Source organism: Collinsella aerofaciens, from assembly GCF_028207065.1.
Classification (GTDB): Bacteria; Actinomycetota; Coriobacteriia; order Coriobacteriales; family Coriobacteriaceae; genus Collinsella; species Collinsella aerofaciens_AR.
Genome location: NZ_JAQLFP010000003.1, coordinates 41,562 through 60,898, shown reverse-complemented (window position 1 = coordinate 60,898; position 19,337 = coordinate 41,562). Strand labels below are relative to the sequence as shown.

18 protein-coding genes are annotated in these 19,337 nt (G+C 57.8%); 4 read left to right on the top strand and 14 right to left on the bottom strand.

Features of this window, described 5'->3' with window-relative positions:
• Window positions 1–20 precede the first annotated feature (20 nt).
• On the bottom strand, window positions 21–1,445 hold the full coding sequence (locus tag PMX72_RS01905) for a PTS transporter subunit EIIC (protein WP_117635424.1): 1,425 nt from the start codon (window positions 1,443–1,445) through the stop codon (window positions 21–23).
• Window positions 1,446–1,712: 267 nt separating this feature from the next.
• Window positions 1,713–2,549, bottom strand: coding sequence for a PRD domain-containing protein (locus tag PMX72_RS01900; RefSeq protein WP_117655301.1), 837 nt, complete (start codon window positions 2,547–2,549; stop codon window positions 1,713–1,715).
• 248 nt (window positions 2,550–2,797) lie between these two features.
• On the opposite strand from PMX72_RS01900, the gene PMX72_RS01895 reads away from it, so the two are divergent.
• Window positions 2,798–3,748 (top strand): hypothetical protein, encoded by a 951-nt coding sequence (locus PMX72_RS01895; RefSeq protein ID WP_271729355.1) that lies wholly within the window; start codon window positions 2,798–2,800, stop codon window positions 3,746–3,748.
• Window positions 3,749–3,883: 135 nt separating this feature from the next.
• A complete protein-coding gene (locus PMX72_RS01890; protein ID WP_271729356.1) occupies window positions 3,884–5,185 on the top strand; it encodes a hypothetical protein in 1,302 nt (433 codons plus the stop codon).
• Window positions 5,186–5,398: 213 nt separating this feature from the next.
• Here PMX72_RS01890 and ettA read toward each other — a convergent pair whose 3' ends face one another.
• From ettA to PMX72_RS01875, 3 genes are all read right to left on the bottom strand, one after another.
• The gene (gene ettA, locus PMX72_RS01885; protein ID WP_271729357.1) at window positions 5,399–7,078 is read right to left on the bottom strand and encodes an energy-dependent translational throttle protein EttA; all 1,680 of its coding nucleotides are present in this window, start codon (window positions 7,076–7,078) and stop codon (window positions 5,399–5,401) included.
• Window positions 7,079–7,263: 185 nt separating this feature from the next.
• Window positions 7,264–7,968: an SdpI family protein gene (locus PMX72_RS01880; protein WP_271729358.1), complete on the bottom strand. Its 705-nt coding sequence runs from the start codon at window positions 7,966–7,968 to the stop codon at window positions 7,264–7,266.
• Window positions 7,961–8,239: an autorepressor SdpR family transcription factor gene (locus tag PMX72_RS01875; protein ID WP_271729359.1), complete on the bottom strand. Its 279-nt coding sequence runs from the start codon at window positions 8,237–8,239 to the stop codon at window positions 7,961–7,963. Before PMX72_RS01875 ends, PMX72_RS01880 begins: the two co-directional genes overlap by 8 nt.
• A 461-nt stretch (window positions 8,240–8,700) precedes the next feature.
• Between PMX72_RS01875 and PMX72_RS01870 the strand changes: the two genes are divergently transcribed.
• Both PMX72_RS01870 and PMX72_RS01865 read left to right on the top strand, forming a co-directional pair.
• The gene (locus tag PMX72_RS01870) at window positions 8,701–9,498 is read left to right on the top strand and encodes a tRNA threonylcarbamoyladenosine dehydratase (RefSeq protein WP_271729360.1); all 798 of its coding nucleotides are present in this window, start codon (window positions 8,701–8,703) and stop codon (window positions 9,496–9,498) included.
• A gap of 14 nt (window positions 9,499–9,512) precedes the next feature.
• Window positions 9,513–10,295, top strand: coding sequence for a TatD family hydrolase (locus tag PMX72_RS01865; RefSeq protein WP_271729361.1), 783 nt, complete (start codon window positions 9,513–9,515; stop codon window positions 10,293–10,295).
• Window positions 10,296–10,374: 79 nt separating this feature from the next.
• Here the strand turns inward: PMX72_RS01865 and PMX72_RS01860 are convergent, their stop codons facing one another.
• From PMX72_RS01860 to PMX72_RS01820, 9 genes are all read right to left on the bottom strand, one after another.
• Window positions 10,375–11,892 carry an FGGY-family carbohydrate kinase gene (locus tag PMX72_RS01860; protein WP_271729362.1) on the bottom strand — a complete coding sequence of 506 codons (1,518 nt, stop codon included), beginning with the start codon at window positions 11,890–11,892 and terminating at the stop codon, window positions 10,375–10,377.
• Between the two features lie 6 nt (window positions 11,893–11,898).
• Window positions 11,899–12,708 carry a BtpA/SgcQ family protein gene (locus tag PMX72_RS01855; protein WP_229071733.1) on the bottom strand — a complete coding sequence of 270 codons (810 nt, stop codon included), beginning with the start codon at window positions 12,706–12,708 and terminating at the stop codon, window positions 11,899–11,901.
• 33 nt (window positions 12,709–12,741) lie between these two features.
• Window positions 12,742–13,170 (bottom strand): secondary thiamine-phosphate synthase enzyme YjbQ, encoded by a 429-nt coding sequence (locus PMX72_RS01850; protein WP_271729367.1) that lies wholly within the window; start codon window positions 13,168–13,170, stop codon window positions 12,742–12,744.
• 2 nt (window positions 13,171–13,172) lie between these two features.
• Window positions 13,173–14,033, bottom strand: a complete 861-nt coding sequence (locus tag PMX72_RS01845) for an amidohydrolase family protein (RefSeq protein WP_233539055.1) — start codon at window positions 14,031–14,033, stop codon at window positions 13,173–13,175.
• A 27-nt stretch (window positions 14,034–14,060) separates the two neighbouring features.
• Window positions 14,061–14,861, bottom strand: a complete 801-nt coding sequence (gene frlD, locus PMX72_RS01840; protein WP_195535837.1) for a fructoselysine 6-kinase — start codon at window positions 14,859–14,861, stop codon at window positions 14,061–14,063.
• Between the two features lie 121 nt (window positions 14,862–14,982).
• A complete protein-coding gene (locus PMX72_RS01835) occupies window positions 14,983–15,846 on the bottom strand; it encodes a PfkB family carbohydrate kinase (protein WP_035138847.1) in 864 nt (287 codons plus the stop codon).
• Window positions 15,847–15,860: 14 nt separating this feature from the next.
• Window positions 15,861–16,829: an SIS domain-containing protein gene (locus PMX72_RS01830; RefSeq protein WP_022094440.1), complete on the bottom strand. Its 969-nt coding sequence runs from the start codon at window positions 16,827–16,829 to the stop codon at window positions 15,861–15,863.
• Window positions 16,830–16,891: 62 nt separating this feature from the next.
• A complete protein-coding gene (locus PMX72_RS01825) occupies window positions 16,892–17,743 on the bottom strand; it encodes a sugar phosphate isomerase/epimerase family protein (RefSeq protein WP_195535836.1) in 852 nt (283 codons plus the stop codon).
• Between the two features lies 1 nt (window position 17,744).
• On the bottom strand, window positions 17,745–19,328 hold the full coding sequence (locus PMX72_RS01820) for an amidohydrolase (protein ID WP_195535835.1): 1,584 nt from the start codon (window positions 19,326–19,328) through the stop codon (window positions 17,745–17,747).
• Window positions 19,329–19,337 lie beyond the last annotated feature (9 nt).

Sequence of the window (19,337 nt, the reverse complement as noted above, 5' to 3'; positions counted from 1 at the left end):
ACACGCAGGCCGTAGAAAACTTAACGCTCGGAAACGGGACCATTCTCGAGCTCATCCGCCGTAAAGCCCAGGAAATACGTGCCCAAGGCGCTCACAAGGAAGCCTGCACCAGCAGCGATTCCAAAGTTGATGAGATTCTGGGTCCCGCCGCCCGCAAACGCGAGGAACTCCAAGAAGTTAGATGCCGCGCCGGCAGTATAAACCGTGGCTCCGAGAGCGATTGCAAGCGCACCGGCAACAAAGGATCCGATAATCTTCCAGACAAACACGCGGCGATAGCGCAGCATCATGCCGTAGATGAAAGGCTCGCCGACGCCTCCGACAATGTTTGCAACCAAATAGCCGAATGCCATGCTCTTCTCGTCTTTATCGCACAGCTTGAGCCAAGTCGCCACCTCGCAGCCGAAGGTCGCCCAAAGGCTAACGCCCGTCGCAACCAAAACAAAGCTGTCGGTTCCCACAGTCATATAGTTAGCGATGGCAATCATCGCAACCGCCACATGCATGCCGGTAATAATCATTGGGCACCAAAGACCCGCCAGAATACCTCCTCCGAGGATGGCGGCGATACCACCGGAAGTACCAAGGAACTCAAAACCGGCGGCGAGGGCATTACCGGCCCATGAACCAACAGGGGCGAGAGCGCAGAGAGACACAGGAACAGCGACGACCATGGTAAGGAAAGGCGCGAAAACCGTTGAAAGGGTATCTGGCACATATTTGCGGAAGAAGCGCTCGATATAACTCATCGCCCACACGGACAGAAGAATGGGAAGGACCGTCTTTGTGTAGTTTGCGGCGACGCAGGGAATGCCATAAACGGAGAACTGAGCTCCATCGGTCGCAAGCTGAATCATGGTCGGGTCGATAAGAATGCCGCCCATAAAGGCACCGAGGACAGGCGTTACGCCAATGTTCTTAGCCGCATTATAGCCAAGGTAGATGGGGATAAAATAGAACGCTGCGTCATAAACCATGTTCATCAGAACATAAAGGTCGCTTGTGTCGGACAGCACGCCCGCCATCGTAGGTCCCAGCACCACCGCTACGGTCTTGAACAGGCCAGCACACATTAGGACGGGGATCATAGGCACCATGGAGCTTGACAGGTAGTTGAGGATGTTATTGCCAATAACCTTAGGTGTGAGCTTCTGCTTAGGAGCATCAAGGTTCTCGTCGATGGCGTCCTGCTTGGCAAAGCCGCCGATCTTGCAGAGCTCGTCATAAACCTTGGGCACGTTTTGGCCCACGATTACCTGGAACTGCCCTCCGGAGATTTGAGCACCCAACACACCGCCAATCTTCTTCACTTCTTTGATATCGGGGGCATCGATATCTTTGAGGTTAAAACGCAGGCGCGTCATACAGTGCGCAACAAACGTCACGTTCTCCTTGCCACCGACGGCCTCGAGCACGTCCGCGGCGATTTTCTTATTGTCAGTCATAGCTGAACTCCCTTGCTTTTCTGTCTTCCCGTTTGCGCACACGCGAAGAACCGATTACGGCAGGCCTGACACGAGGCAAATCGAGAAAAGCAAGAAGAAGACAAAAACAGAAGAGCCCCAAAGCACAAAGCGGACAGGGAACTGTCTACGTCATGCTTCGAGGCTCTTCTCGAATAACACCTTATGTGACTATGAAACTACATCCAACAGTTGCTTTTACGAAAGTCGAAACCGGCCAACGGTCAAACTTCAGCGGCGAGCGGTCGATTAGGACCTAGATCCCGCGCAGACGCGATTGACGTGGAGCATCAGGTAGACCTTCTCTTCATCGGCGAGCCCGGCGTCAAAGCGCTCTTCGATAAGCGCGGCCATGCGGTCGACGCACACGGCCACGTCGGGATGCTGCTCGCAGAGCGGTCCGTAAAGCGCGCCGTTCTCCGTGTTAAGGGGCTCTCCTGTCTGCACGCGTTCTAACAGGTAGCGCACGTGCGTGGCATAACGGCAAAAGTCAAAGCCGTCGCGGTCCACGCAAACTCCCAGCTCGGATTCGATAATCTTGGTGAAGCTCTCGAGCATCACCTCGTCCTTACGCACCGTATTGGATTTGGCCTTTGAAGACGAGGCGACCACGCTGTTGACGATACAGAGTGCGATACCGCTCGCCTCCCCCCGCGGCATCTTGACGTTGAAGCCGCGATTGATGCCCTCGATCGCGAACTTGGCGATCTTGTACTCAATGGGGTACATCTGCTGCACATCATAGGAGAGCGGCATCTGCACAAACATATGCTCGCGGCAGCGTTTGATGGCAAAGGCGATATGGTCAGCCATGGTAAAGGGAAGGTTTGCCGAGAGCTCGCGCGAGATGTTGGAGCGAGCGATATCGGCAATCTGGGCGGAGAACTCCATCACCTGAGGATCGATCTCGTCGAGCAGCGCTAGGTAGCGCGAGTCGACACCGTAGAAGGTTCGCTCGATCTTATCGAGTGTGACCTCATCGGGGCCATTGGGAAACCCGATACCGCGGCCAATTGCCACGAGTTCACGGCCCTTGGCGTTTACGCAGATAACCGTATTGTTGTTGATCCGCTTAAGGATTTTCATGACGCTCCCTACCCGGCGCAAGCAACAGCGCCGCGAGCCCGATTATTCCACGGGATTTCAAATCCGGTCAACCTTCCTTTCGACATCCGAACGATTCGCCCCGTCTTCATTCGATCAGCCTGAGAAGAAGTTTCGCGCTTTGGTGAGTTGATGGTGTTGCGGGCGAATCCATCTCCGGTTCACACCGACTGGGTACCCTGAGGGCTGAACAACCTGTCGCAGCACTAAACGAACCGGGAGGACCCCGTATGACAACCAAGTACACCGACGCGCCGCGCACGCGCGTCATGACGCCGGCATCGCTCAACAACGGCGTGCACGAGAACCATTCCATCGGACAGACCATGGCTATCGCGCCCAAAAAGGGCCTGTTCGACGATATCTCCATTCCCCAAATCATCGCCGGCGCCGCAGCTGCCGCCACGAGCGTCGCGCTTGCCTCCAAGATTGGTATCGCTGGTTCAGTAATTGGCGCCGCCGTGAGCTCGGTCATCACCGTTGTGTCCTCGCAGGTCTACCGCCACTTTATCTCTGCCAGCGCCGAAGCAATCAAGGGCACGCATGCCGCTGTCGACTACCCTGCCGGCGCCTACGAGCCCGTTGAACCCGATGTCGAGGAGCACCTAGGTGGCGCCGCAACTACGCAGGAGATGCGCCAAATTGCGGGGCGCGCGACCACGGCGCGCGTCGCCCCCGACAGCCTGCGCGCCAAGGCGGCAGCAGAGCGCAGCCAGACGCAAAAGAAGGTCATCGTCTTCTCGATCGCCATCGCCATCGTCGCGGTCATCGCCTGCGCCGGCGCCATCCTTATCACCACTGCCGGTGAGGGTCTGGGCGAGCGTCCCGAGCCAATCCTGTCGTCGCGCACGACCGAGAGCGATGCAAATGGCAACACCCAGTCGCAGGATCAGCAGGCACAGACGGACGACACGCAAGACAGTTCTGCCTCTGCCAATTCGTCCTCGAACACCCAAAACCAATCGCAGGGCACCGATTCCTCTACGGCCAACAGCGGTACGCAATCCGGCACGACCGACTCAAGCCAAACGACTGACGGCTCTCAACCGAGCACGGGCGACCAGACGAGCGACACCACGTCGGGAACGGGCACAGCAAACAGCAGCAACAGCAATTCGAGTGGCACCACATCGGGCATGACATCTGACAGTTCAAGCCAAGGCACGACATCGGGCAACTAGGCACTGCATCCCCAGATAGGCAACCTGTACAACGGGCGCGAATCGATAGCGGTTCGCGCCCGTTTGCCTTGGGCGACGAGATGGCAAGCCCTGTGCGATGGTAAGATGCTTTGGTGTGTAAAGAGGAGATTTGCCATGAGCAAGACAATAGTTAAGCCCACGCTATCGCTGGGCAACCACATCTATCTGTATCGCCTGCTGCGCGACGCGATTGGGTGCGGTAAGCAAACGTTTATGACGCAGGTCGAGGAGGCGCTCGCCGCCGGCGACATGGCCGCTTATGACCTGGGCTTCGAGTCCACGCGCGAGTTGCTCGAGGAACTCGACGACTGCATTAAGCTGACCGTCTTTAAGGGCGGTCGCCTGTATGCCACCGTCATCGCCAACGAGGCCTGGGATACCGCCCTTGCCAAAGGCGAGGACAAGCCCAAGGCAGCCAAGGGCGCCAAGCAGTCCTACAAAAAGAAAAAGCGCGGCGAGAAGGACCTCAAGGCCGTACGTCCCAAGCACGTTAAGCATCCCGAGCCCGTGGCCGAAGTCGCTCCGGAACCCGAGCCCGAGACAGAGATCGAAGTCGCTATTGAGGTAACAGCAGAAGCCGAAACCGAAATCGCCGCCACGACCGATCCCAAAGCCATGTCAGAGCAGGAAGCCGCTGCGGAGCTCAACGAGACCCCCAAGTCGACAACCGAAGAAACCGCCGGCCAACCCGAGACGCCTGCGTTCCAAAACAGCGATGTCTTTGGCGACGAGGCCCAGGGCAATCAGTCTGACGAGCCCGCCGATCAAGACGCTACCGAGTCGGCGCCGGAGCCCGAGACACCGCAGCCCGCCATCTCACTCACGGTCGTCTATGACCCCGAGAACGCAAACGCCGGCATCACCACCATGGCATCCACACCCATCGAGGTAAAGTCGAGCGTCGAGAATGAGAACGCGACGCAGGTTGAGGTTGAAACCGCAGTTGCAGACGCGCCCGTCACCGTGAAGCCCGCAGATTCCGAGATCAAGCCGGAAGTAACGCCGGAGCCCGCACCCGTCATCGAATCCATGCCCGCCGCTGCTTGCGACCAAATACCTGCATCCGCACCGGCTTCGGCACCCGCAGCGGCCCCAACCCCCGCACCCGCAGCACCGACCATCCCCGAGGACTTCCCCGTCGATTTCGCAACCGAGGTCTTCTGCCCCGGCCCGCTTCTGCACCAGTTGTCGACCTATCTCCCCTACGGCGCCGACACGCTCGGCATCGTCGGCGAGTACTACTGGATCGCCCGCGAACGCGGCACCATCGAGGCCGCGCGAAACCGCGCAAGCTTCCCCCTGCGCTACACGCAGGCCGGCGAGCGTCGCGAGGTTGCCGTGCGCATCCGCCGCAACACCACCGGAGGCCTCGGAGCCACCTGGACCATCGACAAGGTTGAAGAATCCAACGAATAGCAAAACGCGGCGAACGTCACAAAAACGTTCACCGCATTTTTATTCTCTCAGGTTGAGCAAAAGTCAGCGAAAACGCCCCTAAGCGAGCAAGGTGACGTGAAAGAGGAGGGAAGCGTACTTTGGTACGCGACCGACGATTGAACGTCAGATTGCCGCCTAGGGGCGTTTGCAGCGTCAACTCGTTACGCGGTTTGGAAAAACCGCGTAACAAAACTAGTCACGCGTCAGCTTGCGGTGAATACGATGCGGCTGGGCTGCGTCCTCGCCCAGGCGCTCGATGCGGTTGGCCTGATAGGCCTCGAAGTTGCCCTCGAACCAATACCAGTTGCCCGGATTCTCGTCGGTGCCCTCCCACGCCAGAATGTGCGTGGCGACGCGGTCCAGGAACATACGGTCGTGGCTAATAACCACCGAGCAGCCCGGGAACTCGAGCAGCGCCGCCTCGAGTGAGGACAGCGTCTCGACGTCGAGATCGTTCGTGGGCTCGTCGAGGAGCAGCAGGTTGCCGCCCTGCTTGAGCGTGAGCGCCAGGTTCAGACGGTTGCGCTCGCCACCGGAGAGTACGCCAGCGCGCTTCTGCTGGTCCTGGCCCTTAAAGCCAAAGCTCGCCACATAAGCGCGGCTCGGAACCTCGGTCTCGCCGACCATCATGTGGTCCAGGCCGTCCGAGACGACCTCCCACAGGTTCTTGTCGGGGTCGATGCCAGAACGGTTCTGGTCGACGTAAGAAATCTTGACGGTCTCGCCCACCTCGAGCTCGCCCGAAGTCAGCGGCTCCAGGCCCACGATGGTCTTGAAGAGCGTAGTCTTGCCCACGCCGTTGGGGCCGATAACGCCCACGATGCCGTTGCGCGGCAGGGTGAACGAAAGGTCATCGATGAGCACGCGGCCATCGAACTCCTTGTGCAGATGATGGGCCTCGAGCACCTTGTTGCCCAGACGCGGGCCCACAGGGATACGGATGTCGGTCCAGTCGAGCTTCTGGCTTGCGCGGGCCTCGGCCTCCATCTCCTCGTAGCGAGCCAGGCGGGCCTTGTTCTTGGCCTGACGGGCCTTGGGTGAGCTGCGTACCCACTCGAGCTCGGCCTCCATGCGCTTGGCGAGCTTGGCGTCGCGGTTGCCCTGCGCCTCGATACGGGCGGCCTTGGTCTCCAGATACGTGGAGTAGTTGCCCTTGTAGGGATAAAGGTGACCGCGGTCGACCTCGCAGATCCACTCGGCAACGTTATCCAGGAAGTAGCGATCGTGTGTGACGGCAAGCACCGCGCCCTGGTAGTTGTGCAGGAAGTGCTCGAGCCACAGGATCGACTCGGCGTCCAGGTGGTTCGTGGGCTCGTCGAGCAGCAGCAGGTCGGGAGCCTCGAGCAGCAGCTTGCACAGGGCCACGCGACGGCGCTCGCCGCCGGAAAGCACGTTGACCGGCATGTCGGAATCGGGCAGCTGCAGGGCGTCCATGGCCTGGCCGAGCTTGGAATCGATATCCCAGCCGTCGGCGGTATCAATCTCGTCCTGGAGCTTTCCCATCTCGGCCATGAGGGCGTCCATGTCACAGTCCGGGTCGCACATCTCCTCGCCGATCTTGTTGAAGCGATCGACCTTGGCGATCATGCCGCCAAATGCCATGCGCACGTTCTCGATGACGGTCTTGTCGTCGTCGAGCGGCGGCTCCTGCTGCAGGATGCCCACGGTGTAGCCGGGGGTGAGCCTGGCATCGCCGTTGGAGACCTCCTCGATGCCAGCCATGATCTTGAGCAGGGTCGACTTACCCATGCCGTTAGGACCCACGACACCGATCTTGGCACCGGGGTAGAAGCTCAGGGTCACGTCGTCAAGAATCACCTTGTCGCCATGGGCCTTACGAGCCTGATACATCTGGTAGATAAACTCCGCCATTTGCCTGTTTTATCCTTTCTACCTGCTGTTTCCCTATTCTTGTTTTCGTTTTAGTGGAAACGAAATGAGGTAACCAGCTCTGAAATTTAACGAAAAAGGGGCATGGTTGCCCACACCCCCTAATACTACCTGGGAAAAGTCCCCCGGAACACACTATGAACTGCGTACGCTAGTTTTCCGCAACCTTAGCGAACGGCTCGCTGCGATTTGCGCCACAGCAGATACGAATAGACGTAGGCAGCGCCAGCTGAACCAAACGCCAGCACCGCAATCACCGCGGCGACGACTTCACTCGAAAGCACGCTACCCGCCACGCCCATCACAATCAGGCCAATACCCAGCACCATAAAGCAGGCACCGCCAAAACGCTGCGTACGGCGCCAGTTCTCGGGATCGGCAAGCGCCCAGGGCGTCTTGATACCGAGCGTATAGTTCTGCTTCACACGCGGCAAGTAGTTACCCACACCAATGAACAGCAAACCGGCAGCACCGGAAATCAGCACGTTGACCGAACCGGCCGCCGGCACCACGCCCCAGACCGTAAGCTCTCCCAGCCAGCTTATGGCGCACATGAACAAGGTGAAGGCAATTACGAAGCCCTGATAGAACTTACCCGAGGTTCGATATGCCTCACCTTTGGGATCGATGCGCGGCACCACGCAGAACATTGCGAGAAGCGCCAGAGGCAGCACGCCGAGCGCGGAGGCCATCCAGCTAGGACCCCAACCGTCGACAGCGCCGTTCGCGCCCCAGTGCGTGGGAATCTGCGCAGGCAGGCTCGGCATCACCATGAGGTGCGCTACGACATTGGCGACGCACAGAGCGACCAGCGCAATCCACACGCGCGACGATACCCCTGTGGGGTGAATGCCCTTGTTTTCGTTATTCATCCTTATCACCTTCATTGTTTGTAATACCCATAAACCAGCCAATTAAATCCTGCATGACGGTGGTGTTTAAGCTGTATACGATGTTTTGGCCATGGCGCTCGTCGGTCACCAACCCGGCGTTTTTAAGCGTCGCCAAGTGATGGCTCAGCGACGGCTTACTGATATCGAAATGCTTGGCAAGCTCCCCCGCCGTGCAATTGCCCTCGCGCAGCAGTTCCAAAATGCGCCGCCGCGTAGGATCGGCCAGCGCCTTAAAACCCTCTCCCGGCATAGAACCTCCTCTCGCTATCTCTCGCGACGTGCACACTATACTCGATATTTAGATGTTTGTCTAATTATCTAATAGCAATGTTATGTATAGAACATTCGTTCGTTTTTAGATACAATGGGTCCAGAAGCAGATGGGCCAGCTCCCTCTTCCCAAGAAGGAGATGGACTATGAGTATTAACGATGTCCTGACGTTGTTGTTGCTTGTAATCGCGGCTGTGGAGCTCGGCATCCACATTGGAGGTCGAATGAAATAGCCGCCCCCGCGTAATGCGAAGACGGCCACTTCTCACGCTACAAACGTGTTTGGGAGTTGGCCAACCCGCTGCAACGGGTGCCATCTGCTTCATCTTATGCGAATCACTGCCTCATTTCAACAAGCCCCTAGGGCTCAAATGGAATCGCGATAATACCTATAATGGCGATAGCTAAAACACGATTCGCTTCCCCATCGGAGGATGTCTATGACCGAAACCACAGCCGCAACTCCCAACGAGACGCGCGATGCCAAGCTCGAGATCATCATGGGCCGCGAGGCACTCGACAAGCTCGCCGATGCCACGGTGCTGGTACTCGGCTGCGGAGGTGTGGGCTCCAACTGCTGCGAGGCACTCGCCCGCGGCGGCATTGGTCATTTTGTAATTCTGGACAAGGACATCATCGCGCCCAGCAATATCAATCGCCAGGCCATCGCCTTTCACAGCACCATCGGCAAGCGCAAGGTCGATGTTATGGAAGCCATGATCCACGATATCAATCCTGCCGCCACCGTTATCAAACGTACCGAATACCTGCTGAGCGACAACATCGATGATTTCTTCGCGAGCGTTTTGGAGCAGACGGGCGGCAAGCTCGACTACGTCGTCGACGCCATCGACACCATCTCGGCCAAGCTCACCATTGCCAAATATGCTCAGGACCACGGCATTCGTTTGGTTAGTTCCATGGGCGGGGCCAACAAGCTCCATCCCGAGTGCCTGCGCTTTGCCAACATCTTCGATACGGTACGTGACCCCATGAGCCGCATTATGCGCAAAGAATGTAAGAAGCGCGGAATCAAGAGCCTACATGTACTGTTTAGCTGCGAGGAATCGGTTAAGACACAGCCCCGCGACCCTTCCAACATCCACGAGCGCACCGAGCTGGGAACTGCCAGTTTTATGCCGCCCATCATGGGTCAGATGATTGCCGGCGAGGTTATCCGCCAGATCAGTGGGCGCGGCACCGAACGCGTACGCTCCGATGGCCAGCGCCTAGACTAGCGGAGCGCGCCGAGATGGAGCCCCGGTTATTTGATGCACACTGCCATCTTGATTTAATGGCTCACCCGGACGCCGTTGCCGATGAGGCAACGGCGCTGGGCCTGATTCTATTTGACTGCGGCGTCGATCCGCACGACTTTGCACGCGCCAAGAAGCGCGCCTGCGGCCGTTCAAATATCTTTGCCGGCATCGGCCTCCATCCCTGGTGGCTCGCCGACGGACGATGTGGCAACGCTGAAATCAATCTGCTTTGCGAAGTCGCTGCACAAGAACGCTTGATCGGCGAGGTCGGGCTCGACTTTTCCGCTCGTTTTGCCGGAAGCGAGCCGCTACAAGTACAGGCATTTGACCGGCTCTGCGATACACTCGTGCAGCACCCTCTTGCCGGGCGCGTGATATCAATTCACGTCGTTCGTTCGACAGGAACCGTGCTGGACGTCCTCGGGTCACATGAATTGCTCGCCCCAAGCCCCGACTCCCCCGCCATCATCTTCCACTGGTTTAGCGGTACCTCGAACGAGTTCGTCCGCGCGCGAAACGCAGGCTGCTATTTTTCCGTGAACGAGCGGATGCTCGCATCTAAACGAGGACGCGAATACGCACGACAGATTCCACTCGACCGTCTACTGCTCGAGACCGATGCGCCGGCCGAGCCAAACACAGAAACAAGCGCGCAATCGCTCATCAGATCGCTCACAAGGACCTCAGAACGCATCGCCTCGCTCAAAAAATGTGACATAAAGCGCATCGAATCGGCAGTTTTAGCAAATGCGCGCTCTGTTTTTGACCTTCGCTAACCCCTGTGGGCAAAAATGCCAAGGGACATGCGAATCGCACAACGCAGTCCCTATTGGAAGGCGGTACAGTTCGGCGGCATTACACCAATTCGTGCATGAGATCACGGTTGCGTGTATACAATTCGTCAAAGATATGACGGCGCGACGCATATAGCTCGTGGGCAGTCATATCGGGCACGATTGTTTGCGCAACGCCAAGGACTCGGGCGAGTTCATCCCATGATGCATAGGCGCCACCTGCGAGAGCTGCCATAATGGCATCACCGAAGCATGCGCCCACCGTAACCTTGGCAACCGAGACCTCGCGCCCGCATACGTCGGCGATAGCTTGCATCCAAATTGGATTCTTGGTTCCACCTCCGACAAGCATAATGCGCCCAATTGGCAGTCCATGCTCTCGCTCGATAATGTCGACATGGGATGCAACGGTATACGCGACGCCTTCCAAGGCGGCGCGAACCATATGGGCTCGCGTATGCCTTCCGGTCAGGCCAAAGAAGACGCCACGCGCCTCGGAATCGTTGAGCGGAGTACGCTCCCCCGCAAAGTACGGCAGACACAGGAGCCCATCGGCACCCGGCGCCACATCGGCGGCATCATGCGCCATAACCGAATATGCATCGGGGCCACCGTGGCCCTCGGCCTCTACGGCGTCGCGATACAGCTCTTGGCGCAGCCACGATGTGAGTGCACCCGCTGTATTGGTCCCCGCGCAGATCCCGTAAGTTCCGGGAATGATAAACGTCCCTGGCCACAGGCGAGCATCATCGACCATATGATCAGCTAAGTAGATGAAATACGCCGTGCTCCCCAACTGAACCATCATATCGCCGGGACGGAATACACCCGTCGAAATGGCCTCGGCACCAGAGTCGCCCGTTCCCACCAAGACAGGTGTCCCTGCCACGAGCCCCGTCGCCTCAGCCGCACGCTGCGTAACCACCCCGGCAATATCGGTAGCCGACATTACCTCCGCCATCTGGTCAGGCCGGCAGAAACGATCACATTCCCGAGCATCAACCTTCCAAGTGTAGCGATCGTATAGGGGAAGAAAATCCTCCGCCAAATAACGGTCCACCGTAAAACGCCCCGTCAACTTCGCGCACAGAAACGATGACGCCGTCAGGAACTTCGCGGCACGTTCGTGCACCTCGGGCATATTCTCCTTAAACCACAAGATCTTTGGAGCAATATCTGACGAACAGGGATCGTGCCCGAAAAGCTCGCGTGCGCGATCTGGCCCATATTCGGAAAGAAGCTCGTCAATCTGCGGCTTCGAACGTGCATCGACTCCATATAAGATCGCGGGCGCCAGCGCGTTGCACTCGGTATCGACCGGTACGCAGTCGCAACCCAATGCGGAAAGGCCCACGCATCCAATCTGCGCCGCATTAACCCCCGATCGCACCACCAGCTCGCGCGACAAGCGGCAAAAATCTCCCCACCAAACTGCCTCCGCATCATGCTGGTACCATCCATCACGCGGGTTGTCCGTCTCGTGTCCACAAGAGGCCTGGCAAACGATGTTGCATCGATCATCGATTAAAACGCCTTTAGAGGCGCTTGTCCCAATATCAATACCCAGATAGAACGCCATAGGTGCCTACTCCCCTCGCGCCGTACGAGCGGCAGCCATAAAACGAACTACCCGCTCAACATCAACCGGGGCATCCAGCTTTCCGTCGCGCTTTAAGCAGGTGCCGACAAACGCGCCATCGTAGTGAGCAAATACGTCAGCCACGGTATTTTCGCGACAACCGGTGCCACATACCACAGGCACTTCGCCAACACGCTCGCGGACCTCATCGGCAAGCTCGCCCGAAGCACCACGACCGGCAGCCGAACCGCCGATGACCATCGCATCTGGAAGGCAATTAAAGAGAAGTGAATCGGCAATGTCCGCAGTCGTGCGGTCGTTGAGATAAACCTCCCCCTCGCTCGTGATGAAGTGAAAAAGCTTGAGGTCGTCCAGGCGCAGCGCCGTCTTGCGACGCATGGTGTGAGCGAAATCTCGGTTAATCAGCCCGAGATCACCGGCCCAGACACCGCAAAAATTGCAGCGCGTGAACTGCGCATCGACGGCAGCGCACAGCTCGATTGTGGCATCACCATCGTAAATAGCTTCAGCTCCCCAAGGGGTCGACAAATCATGGGACAGAGCCCCGATTACATAGCCCATCGATGCAAGGGTTGAGGGAGAAACGTGCTGCTCATAGGGCATCGAGAGCTCATTGGTAATCAAAATGCCATCGACACCGCCCCGTTGCAACGCTTCGAGATCGCGCTTGGCGGCTTCCACGACCTGCGACACGCTTCCGCCCGGGTAATACAGTGGATCGCCCGGCAGAGGACGCAGGTGCAGCATTCCGATAACCGGCTTTTCGGTCTTGAACATCGAAGTTAGAAACGACATGACGTGCTCCTTCATAGGGTTATCGCGGGGACGTTACTCCCCCAGCACCTCGACGTACACTTTTCGCTTCTGCGGACCGTCAAACTCCGCAAGATAGATGTTCTGGGCACCTCCACACACGATGTGGCCATCTTGGACGGGAAAGAAGCAGCTGTTTCCACAAATCATGCTCTTGATATGCCCACAGGAGTTGTTGCCGGTGGCTCCATAGCTCGGCAGGAAGTGTGCATGCGCATAGGGGGCATCTAGCGGGGCGATGCGATCAAGCGTCTCCAGTAGATCCGTCTCCACGCAGGGCAGCCCCTCGTTTACCACGATTCCACAGGTCGTATGCGACAAAATAATCGCTGCCAAGCCATTCGTCACCGAGCTGCGTTCAATGGCAGCGTGCACGTCTTCGGTAATATCGATGAACTGGTCCGGAGCAGTCGATAGATAGCTCAATGTCTCGAGCGCCACCATGTTCACTCATCCCCTTCAAGAAAACGCAGGGCATTACCCCAGTAGAGCCTTTCTCGCGCATCATCGCGCATGGACACGGTATCGAGCGCCCGTTTGAGTTTGAACGCACGGAAGCGCGGCGTATTGCTGGCGAACATCACTTGATGCGATAGCGCGCGCTCATACCACAGCGGCCCCATATCGACCGTGAAAAGACGCTGCATCATCTCCTCGGGCGAATCGATGTAAGTGATAGAGGTGTCCGTGTAGCAGTTGGGATACTTGAGCAGCATCGCCACGGTCTCGCGCACCCAGGGCCAGCCAAAGTGGGTCAAACTAAAACGCACATTTGGATGCGTTGCGATTGTGTGCTCAAATACAAGCGGATTACTGCGCGAGAGCTCTGCGCCCGGCTCCCAAGACATACCGGCATGGAAAACCACCGGCTTGTTATAGCGCTCGCACAGCTCGTAAAGCGGCTCGGCCACGGCATCATCGGGAGCAAAACCCTGCTTTGCCGGATGCAGGCAAAGCCCCTTTGCCCCCAACTCGGTAAAGGCGCGCCCCAATTCGTCTGCGGCACCGCTCACCTGCGGATCTACGCTCGCAAATCCCCACAGACGATCGGGATGCGCGGCAACCAGCATGGCAATCTGGTCATTGGTGCCAAAATGCCCTCCGCATGCCGTGGTTACATCGAGCGGCATGAGCACGCTCTTCTGCACATCGCAGACGTCCATCTCGACTTGAAGCTCATCCCAATCCATGGGGCCCATATGCCCCATACCAAATTCTCGTGACCAAAAACCGAATCCATCAGGCTCATCACCCGGCGTATAGATCTCGCCGTAGAGCATGGGCTGGACCAACATGTCGATAACCATTTCGCACTCCTTTCCAAGCATTTGACCCTAGTACGGCTCAAAAGAGCCGATGACGCGGGACGAAAGCTCGGCGCCCGCCTTCATACACGCCGGAATATCAAGGCCATCAATCACGCCCTTGGTAAACCCGGCGATATACGAGTCACCGGCGCCCACGGTGTTAACGACCTTCTCCGCCGGTACGATCCCGCACTCATAGAAGCGTTCGCCGTCAAAGGCAATGCTTCCCTTCTCGCCAAGCGTGGCAACTGCCACCCGCGGCCCCAACTTCTGTACGTGACGTACCCAATCACGCAGCTCCGGAGTGTCCTCTTCAAACGACATAAACGCATAGTCTACGTAAGGAAAATGAGCCTCGCAGGCATATTCGGGATCCTGGCTGAACACCGAGAAGTCCATAACCACCGTCTTGCCCGCATCATGCCATTCGGGCAGGAGGTCCAAACAATTGCCAAACAGGTCGGTATGAATGATGTCATGCTCTAGGATAAACGCCCGGTCATCTTCATTCGGTCGATATGTCTCCATAACACCATCGATTGCCTCGAGATGCACGCGATCGACGCCGTCTTTCAATGCCATGAGCATCACCGAGGTGTCGCCATCCTCCACCCGCAGATGTGAGATATCGAACCCCTCAGCGGCCAGCGCCTCTCTCATCTTGTCTCCGTACTCGTCCTTGCCGACAACCGACACGGCGGATACCGAAACTCCCATTCGTGCAAGATGGATACCCCAGTCAATGCCATTACCAGTCGGATAGAACACGCCGATGTTTTGATAGACGTCCGCACAGCAAAAACCAGCCGCGCACGCTTTAATACCCATGGTCTTCTCCAATGTTCAAAAGGGGACCCACCACATGGCGAGCCCCCTTTTCGCGTTTCGCTTATTGTTTTGCATCGGCCGTCCAAAGCCTCATAGCCAGACCGCCGTACGCTTTCTTAAGCTATTCGACGATTGGTGCTCCGTGGCCCCAAGAACCTTCCATGCCGCACACGGTCGAGGCAAACCCGGCAGCAAAGTCGAGCGCACGCTCGATGGCCTCGGCGCCATCTTCACCACGCTTGGCGGAATCGAGATAGCACATCAAAAACGAGGTGAGGAACGAGTCGCCCGCCCCCATGGTGTCCTTCATGTCCGTTACCGGTTTAGCCAGCTGGCGGTAATAACGCTCGCCGTCGTAAGCAATGCAGCCCTCGGCGCCCGCCGTAGCCGACACAAAACGCGGACCCAAGCCCTTCACCCATGCCAGACGCTCGCGAATCTCGTCCTCACTCGCGGCATCCGCCGCACTAAAGAAAGCGAAATCGACGTAGGGCGCAATCTGCTCGTAGTACTCGTCGGTGGAGTCGTCCGAAAAGTCAAAAGAGACCGTGACGCCCGCAGCCTTCAGCTTGGGCAGCTCGCGCTCGGTAAAGCAATAGTTGCCCGAATGAACCACATCGAACTGCTTCATGTACGAAAGGTCAAAGCGATCGAGGACATAGCGCGCATCGCCACGGATACCGCCCTCGTTGGAGCCAAGGAAGACACGGTCACCGTCAACGACGGTGACGCGAGCCGCTCCGTTCTCGCCAATCATCTGCTCGCACTTGTCAAGCTCGATACCCTCATCCTCGAGGCTTGCAATGACATGCTCGGCAGCGGCGTCATTGCCAAAAATGCCCATGTATGCGGAGCGTGCGGCACCGCATTTCTTGGCATAAACGGCGAAGTTCACCGCATTGCCGCCAGGATACATGGTATGGATATGCTCGTAGCGATCGACGACGTTGTCGCCAAATCCGAGCGCGTTAACGTTAAATGCCATGGCCTTTGTCCCTTCTAGTACTCGACAACACCCATATAGCGACGGAAATCGGGATCGTGATCAAACACCTTGCCGCGTGCAGCACGCAGCTCGCAGTTCATGGCATAGAACAGCACCGGGTCCAGATAGGCACGGACGCTCGCCGGCACGGCTTCCATACCGTACTCCTTGGCATCGAGCACCATCAGCGTATCGGTATGCGTCTTAAGGAACGCCAGGGCGCGCTCGTCCATAGCACGGCACTCGCTGGAGCCCATCTGCAGGAAGTAAAAAACGCCATCCTGAGTAGCCTCGAAGGGGCCATGGAAGTACTCGGCAGAGTGGATGTAGCTGCAGTGCTGCCACTGCATCTCCATAAGAGAGCAGATAGCGAAACCGTAGGTCTGGCTAAAGTTGGGACCGCTGCCCAGAATATAGAAGAACTCGTGCTCCTGGCAAAGCTTGGCAAAGCGATCGCCCAGCTCGGCATTTACCTTCTCGCGTGCCGGGGGAAGAATCTTATCCATCTCGGCGATACCGGCATACATATCGGCAAGATCGGCGTAGCCCTCCTGCTGATCGAGCAGCTCTGCCGCAAGCGACAGCGAAATACCAGCGGGGACCTCGGCCTGCGGCACACCCTCGCCCCACGGGTAGACCCACGTGGTCCACTTGCCGGAGTCGATCTTAGATCCAGCGTTGTCGGTCTGGGCGATCACCGTAGCGCCGGCAGCAAGGGCAATCTCGCAGCCCTCGACGACCTCGGGGGTGTTGCCACTGTGGCTACAAGCGATGACCAGGGACTTCTCGCCCAGACGACGCGGACGCATAATGTCGAATTCACGCGCGGTATAGATATACGAAGTGAAGGTGGTTGCCTCGCGCTGCAGAAGCTCATGAGCCGGGATCAAATCGATCATGGAGCCACCGCAAGCAATCCAGTAGACGCTGTCGAACTTGCCCTTCTCGGCAATTGCCTCTTTGATCAGATCGTGTGCGTTCATATCCAGTTCCTTTCTTGTTTGGTCCGCAATCAATGAGATTGGCTGCGTGGCCGATAGTTGTTTTAGTCAATCAGATATTTCTCGAATGCGGCCATGTTCTTGGCATCTGCCGCCGCCGGGTCATCGTAGTAACGACCGTCCGTGATTTCCTGGCCCAGCATGCCGTCAAAACCATGGGCGTTGAGCGTGGCGACGAAGGCGTCCATATCGTGCTTGCCATCGCCCCACACCAGATGGCCATACGGGTCACCGTCGATAAAGTGCATCTCGTGAATTGCCCCATCACCAAAGGCGGCAAACCAGTCCTCGAGCGTCTCGCCTGCAACGCCCATCGCGGTTGTATCAACCATGGGCTGTAAGTACGGGCTCGCGACCTCGTCAATCATGCGCTTCGCATCGGAAACCGTCGTCACAAGGTTGCTCTCCTCGGGACGCAGGCTTTCCATCGTAAGCACCAGACCGTGCTCGCCGGCATACTCCGCTAGAATGGACAAGTGCTCGCGGCTGCGCTTCCAGGCTTCCTCGCGATCCTCGTCCCAGTCGCCCCAGCCCGAGTTGACGGACATACGGTCGCACCCAAGTACCTCGGCAAGCTCAATGCCGTGCTTAAAGTACGCCAGGCTGCGCTGTTCATGCAGCGGCTTGCGTGCGCAGTATTGCCAAGGATAGACAACATTCTCGGGGCACAGAGTACGATACCTAAGCCCACGGTCTGCAGCCTTTTTCGCCAGGACCTCAGCCTCAAAGTAGCCCGTGTGGTCGAGCGTCACATGCGGCTCCGCACACCACAGCTCAATGGACTCAAAGCCCAAACGCTGCTGCGCGTCAAGGAAGTAATCGAGCGACCACATGATGTAGTGGATATTCATGCCCGCAATCTGTTCGCGGCGCAGCGTCGGTTTGGATTCAGACACCTTATGCCTCCTTATTTCGATCGAACACGATTTGTCCGTCCGACATCGTCATATCAACCGCAAGATCGCGTGCGTCGCGATAATCGAGGTCGAACACATCCCGATCGAGCACGCAGATATCGGCAAGCTTGCCAACCTCAAGCGTACCCAGCTCGTCTTCGCGCATCAGATCGTACGCGCCCCCGGCAGTCCAAGCGCGCAAGAGCTCGACAAGCGTCAGCACGTTGGCCTCATTCACGGGCAGTCCATCGTCGAAGTATCCGCCGCACGCGCTGTAGATTGACTCGCCCAGGCTCGGAATCAGCAGCGGCAAATCCGTACCACAGCACACCGTGCATCCGGAATCTTCCATGCCGCGGCGATTCCAGCTGTGTAAAAGTCGCGTCTCGCCAATTTGTCGACGCATCATCGATAGGCAATCCTCGCGCCGGTCCAGCGTCAGAATCTGCGGATAGACCTCGCAAATTCCACCTAACTTGCCAAACTCGATAAGATCGGTCGGGTCAGAGTTCTCGAGATCGGTAATCGCATGGCGGCGAAGCATCCGTCCATGTTCGTCTCGAGGCAGCGAGGCATAGAGCGCCACGGTGCGACGAACGGCGCCATCTCCCTGGCAATGCAAGGAATATCGGAAGCCGTCAGCATCAATTGCACGTAGCTCGTTCTCAATCAGATCCCACTCGGGCTCCTCGACGACCGTCTTGCCGGCGGCTCCCGCATCGGCCGTGTCCTCATAGGGGTCAATCATCTCGGCAAGCCCCGCCCATACGCCGCGATCGGTCATACGGTTGAAGCCAGAAAAACGAACGAACGGTCCCCGGAAGCGCTCTCGTGCCTCGCGGGCATATGCCAGATTTGCACCAGCGCCCACCGGCTGCGACATCATAGAGACGCGAACCGTCAGCTCACCAGATTCCTCACGGCGAGCCATTTCGTCGGCAAAGCCGTAGTAGTCATCAAACGCCATCTCCTTGATGGCGGTAACGCCGCGCTCGTTAAGCATGCTCATGTAGTCCGAATACCCCGCACGTACCTCGGGCAGCGCGAGGAAATCGCTCATCATGCGCCAGATCTTCTCGGCATAGCACGCCTGCGGTGTAAAGCCGTATCGCGCACTGGCGGCAGCATTGAGAACGCAGGTCTCCGCACCCGGTGTAAAGCAGACGACAGGGATATCGCCAAAACAATCGTCAAACACAGCCGCCGTATTTGCGTTCTCGGCATCCGATGCCAGCGTTTCGGGTAGGTTGTGGCCAAAAGCCGCCGCGCAATCCGGATGATCTTCTTTCCATGCACGCAAGAGCGACACGGCCTCTTTGGCATCGGCGACGCCGGACAGATCAGACCCCAACGTCCGCAGCGCCCAGCCCGTATAGAAGGTATGCACATCGATCAGGCCAGGCATGACGGTGCGGTCGCCCAGGTCAACTACCTCGTCCGCTTGGGTCAAATACGAAGCTACCTCACACTTGGTGCCAACAGCCTCAATTCGATTGCCACGGACCGCTACGAAACCTTCAAACGGCAGGTCCCCCGTACCGGTAAAGACGCTCTTAGACGTCAGGACCGTCAAACGATCAGACATCACAACCAC

Coding starts and splice junctions, on each gene's coding strand:
- PMX72_RS01905 (WP_117635424.1), bottom strand. CDS start 1,445: ATGACTGACAATAAGAAAATCGCCGCGGACGTGCTCGAGGCCGTCGGT.
- PMX72_RS01900 (WP_117655301.1), bottom strand. CDS start 2,549: ATGAAAATCCTTAAGCGGATCAACAACAATACGGTTATCTGCGTAAAC.
- PMX72_RS01895 (WP_271729355.1), top strand. CDS start 2,798: ATGACAACCAAGTACACCGACGCGCCGCGCACGCGCGTCATGACGCCG.
- PMX72_RS01890 (WP_271729356.1), top strand. CDS start 3,884: ATGAGCAAGACAATAGTTAAGCCCACGCTATCGCTGGGCAACCACATC.
- ettA (WP_271729357.1), bottom strand. CDS start 7,078: ATGGCGGAGTTTATCTACCAGATGTATCAGGCTCGTAAGGCCCATGGC.
- PMX72_RS01880 (WP_271729358.1), bottom strand. CDS start 7,968: ATGAATAACGAAAACAAGGGCATTCACCCCACAGGGGTATCGTCGCGC.
- PMX72_RS01875 (WP_271729359.1), bottom strand. CDS start 8,239: ATGCCGGGAGAGGGTTTTAAGGCGCTGGCCGATCCTACGCGGCGGCGC.
- PMX72_RS01870 (WP_271729360.1), top strand. CDS start 8,701: ATGACCGAAACCACAGCCGCAACTCCCAACGAGACGCGCGATGCCAAG.
- PMX72_RS01865 (WP_271729361.1), top strand. CDS start 9,513: ATGGAGCCCCGGTTATTTGATGCACACTGCCATCTTGATTTAATGGCT.
- PMX72_RS01860 (WP_271729362.1), bottom strand. CDS start 11,892: ATGGCGTTCTATCTGGGTATTGATATTGGGACAAGCGCCTCTAAAGGC.
- PMX72_RS01855 (WP_229071733.1), bottom strand. CDS start 12,708: ATGTCGTTTCTAACTTCGATGTTCAAGACCGAAAAGCCGGTTATCGGA.
- PMX72_RS01850 (WP_271729367.1), bottom strand. CDS start 13,170: ATGGTGGCGCTCGAGACATTGAGCTATCTATCGACTGCTCCGGACCAG.
- PMX72_RS01845 (WP_233539055.1), bottom strand. CDS start 14,033: ATGGTTATCGACATGTTGGTCCAGCCCATGCTCTACGGCGAGATCTAT.
- frlD (WP_195535837.1), bottom strand. CDS start 14,861: ATGGGTATTAAAGCGTGCGCGGCTGGTTTTTGCTGTGCGGACGTCTAT.
- PMX72_RS01835 (WP_035138847.1), bottom strand. CDS start 15,846: ATGGCATTTAACGTTAACGCGCTCGGATTTGGCGACAACGTCGTCGAT.
- PMX72_RS01830 (WP_022094440.1), bottom strand. CDS start 16,829: ATGAACGCACACGATCTGATCAAAGAGGCAATTGCCGAGAAGGGCAAG.
- PMX72_RS01820 (WP_195535835.1), bottom strand. CDS start 19,328: ATGTCTGATCGTTTGACGGTCCTGACGTCTAAGAGCGTCTTTACCGGT.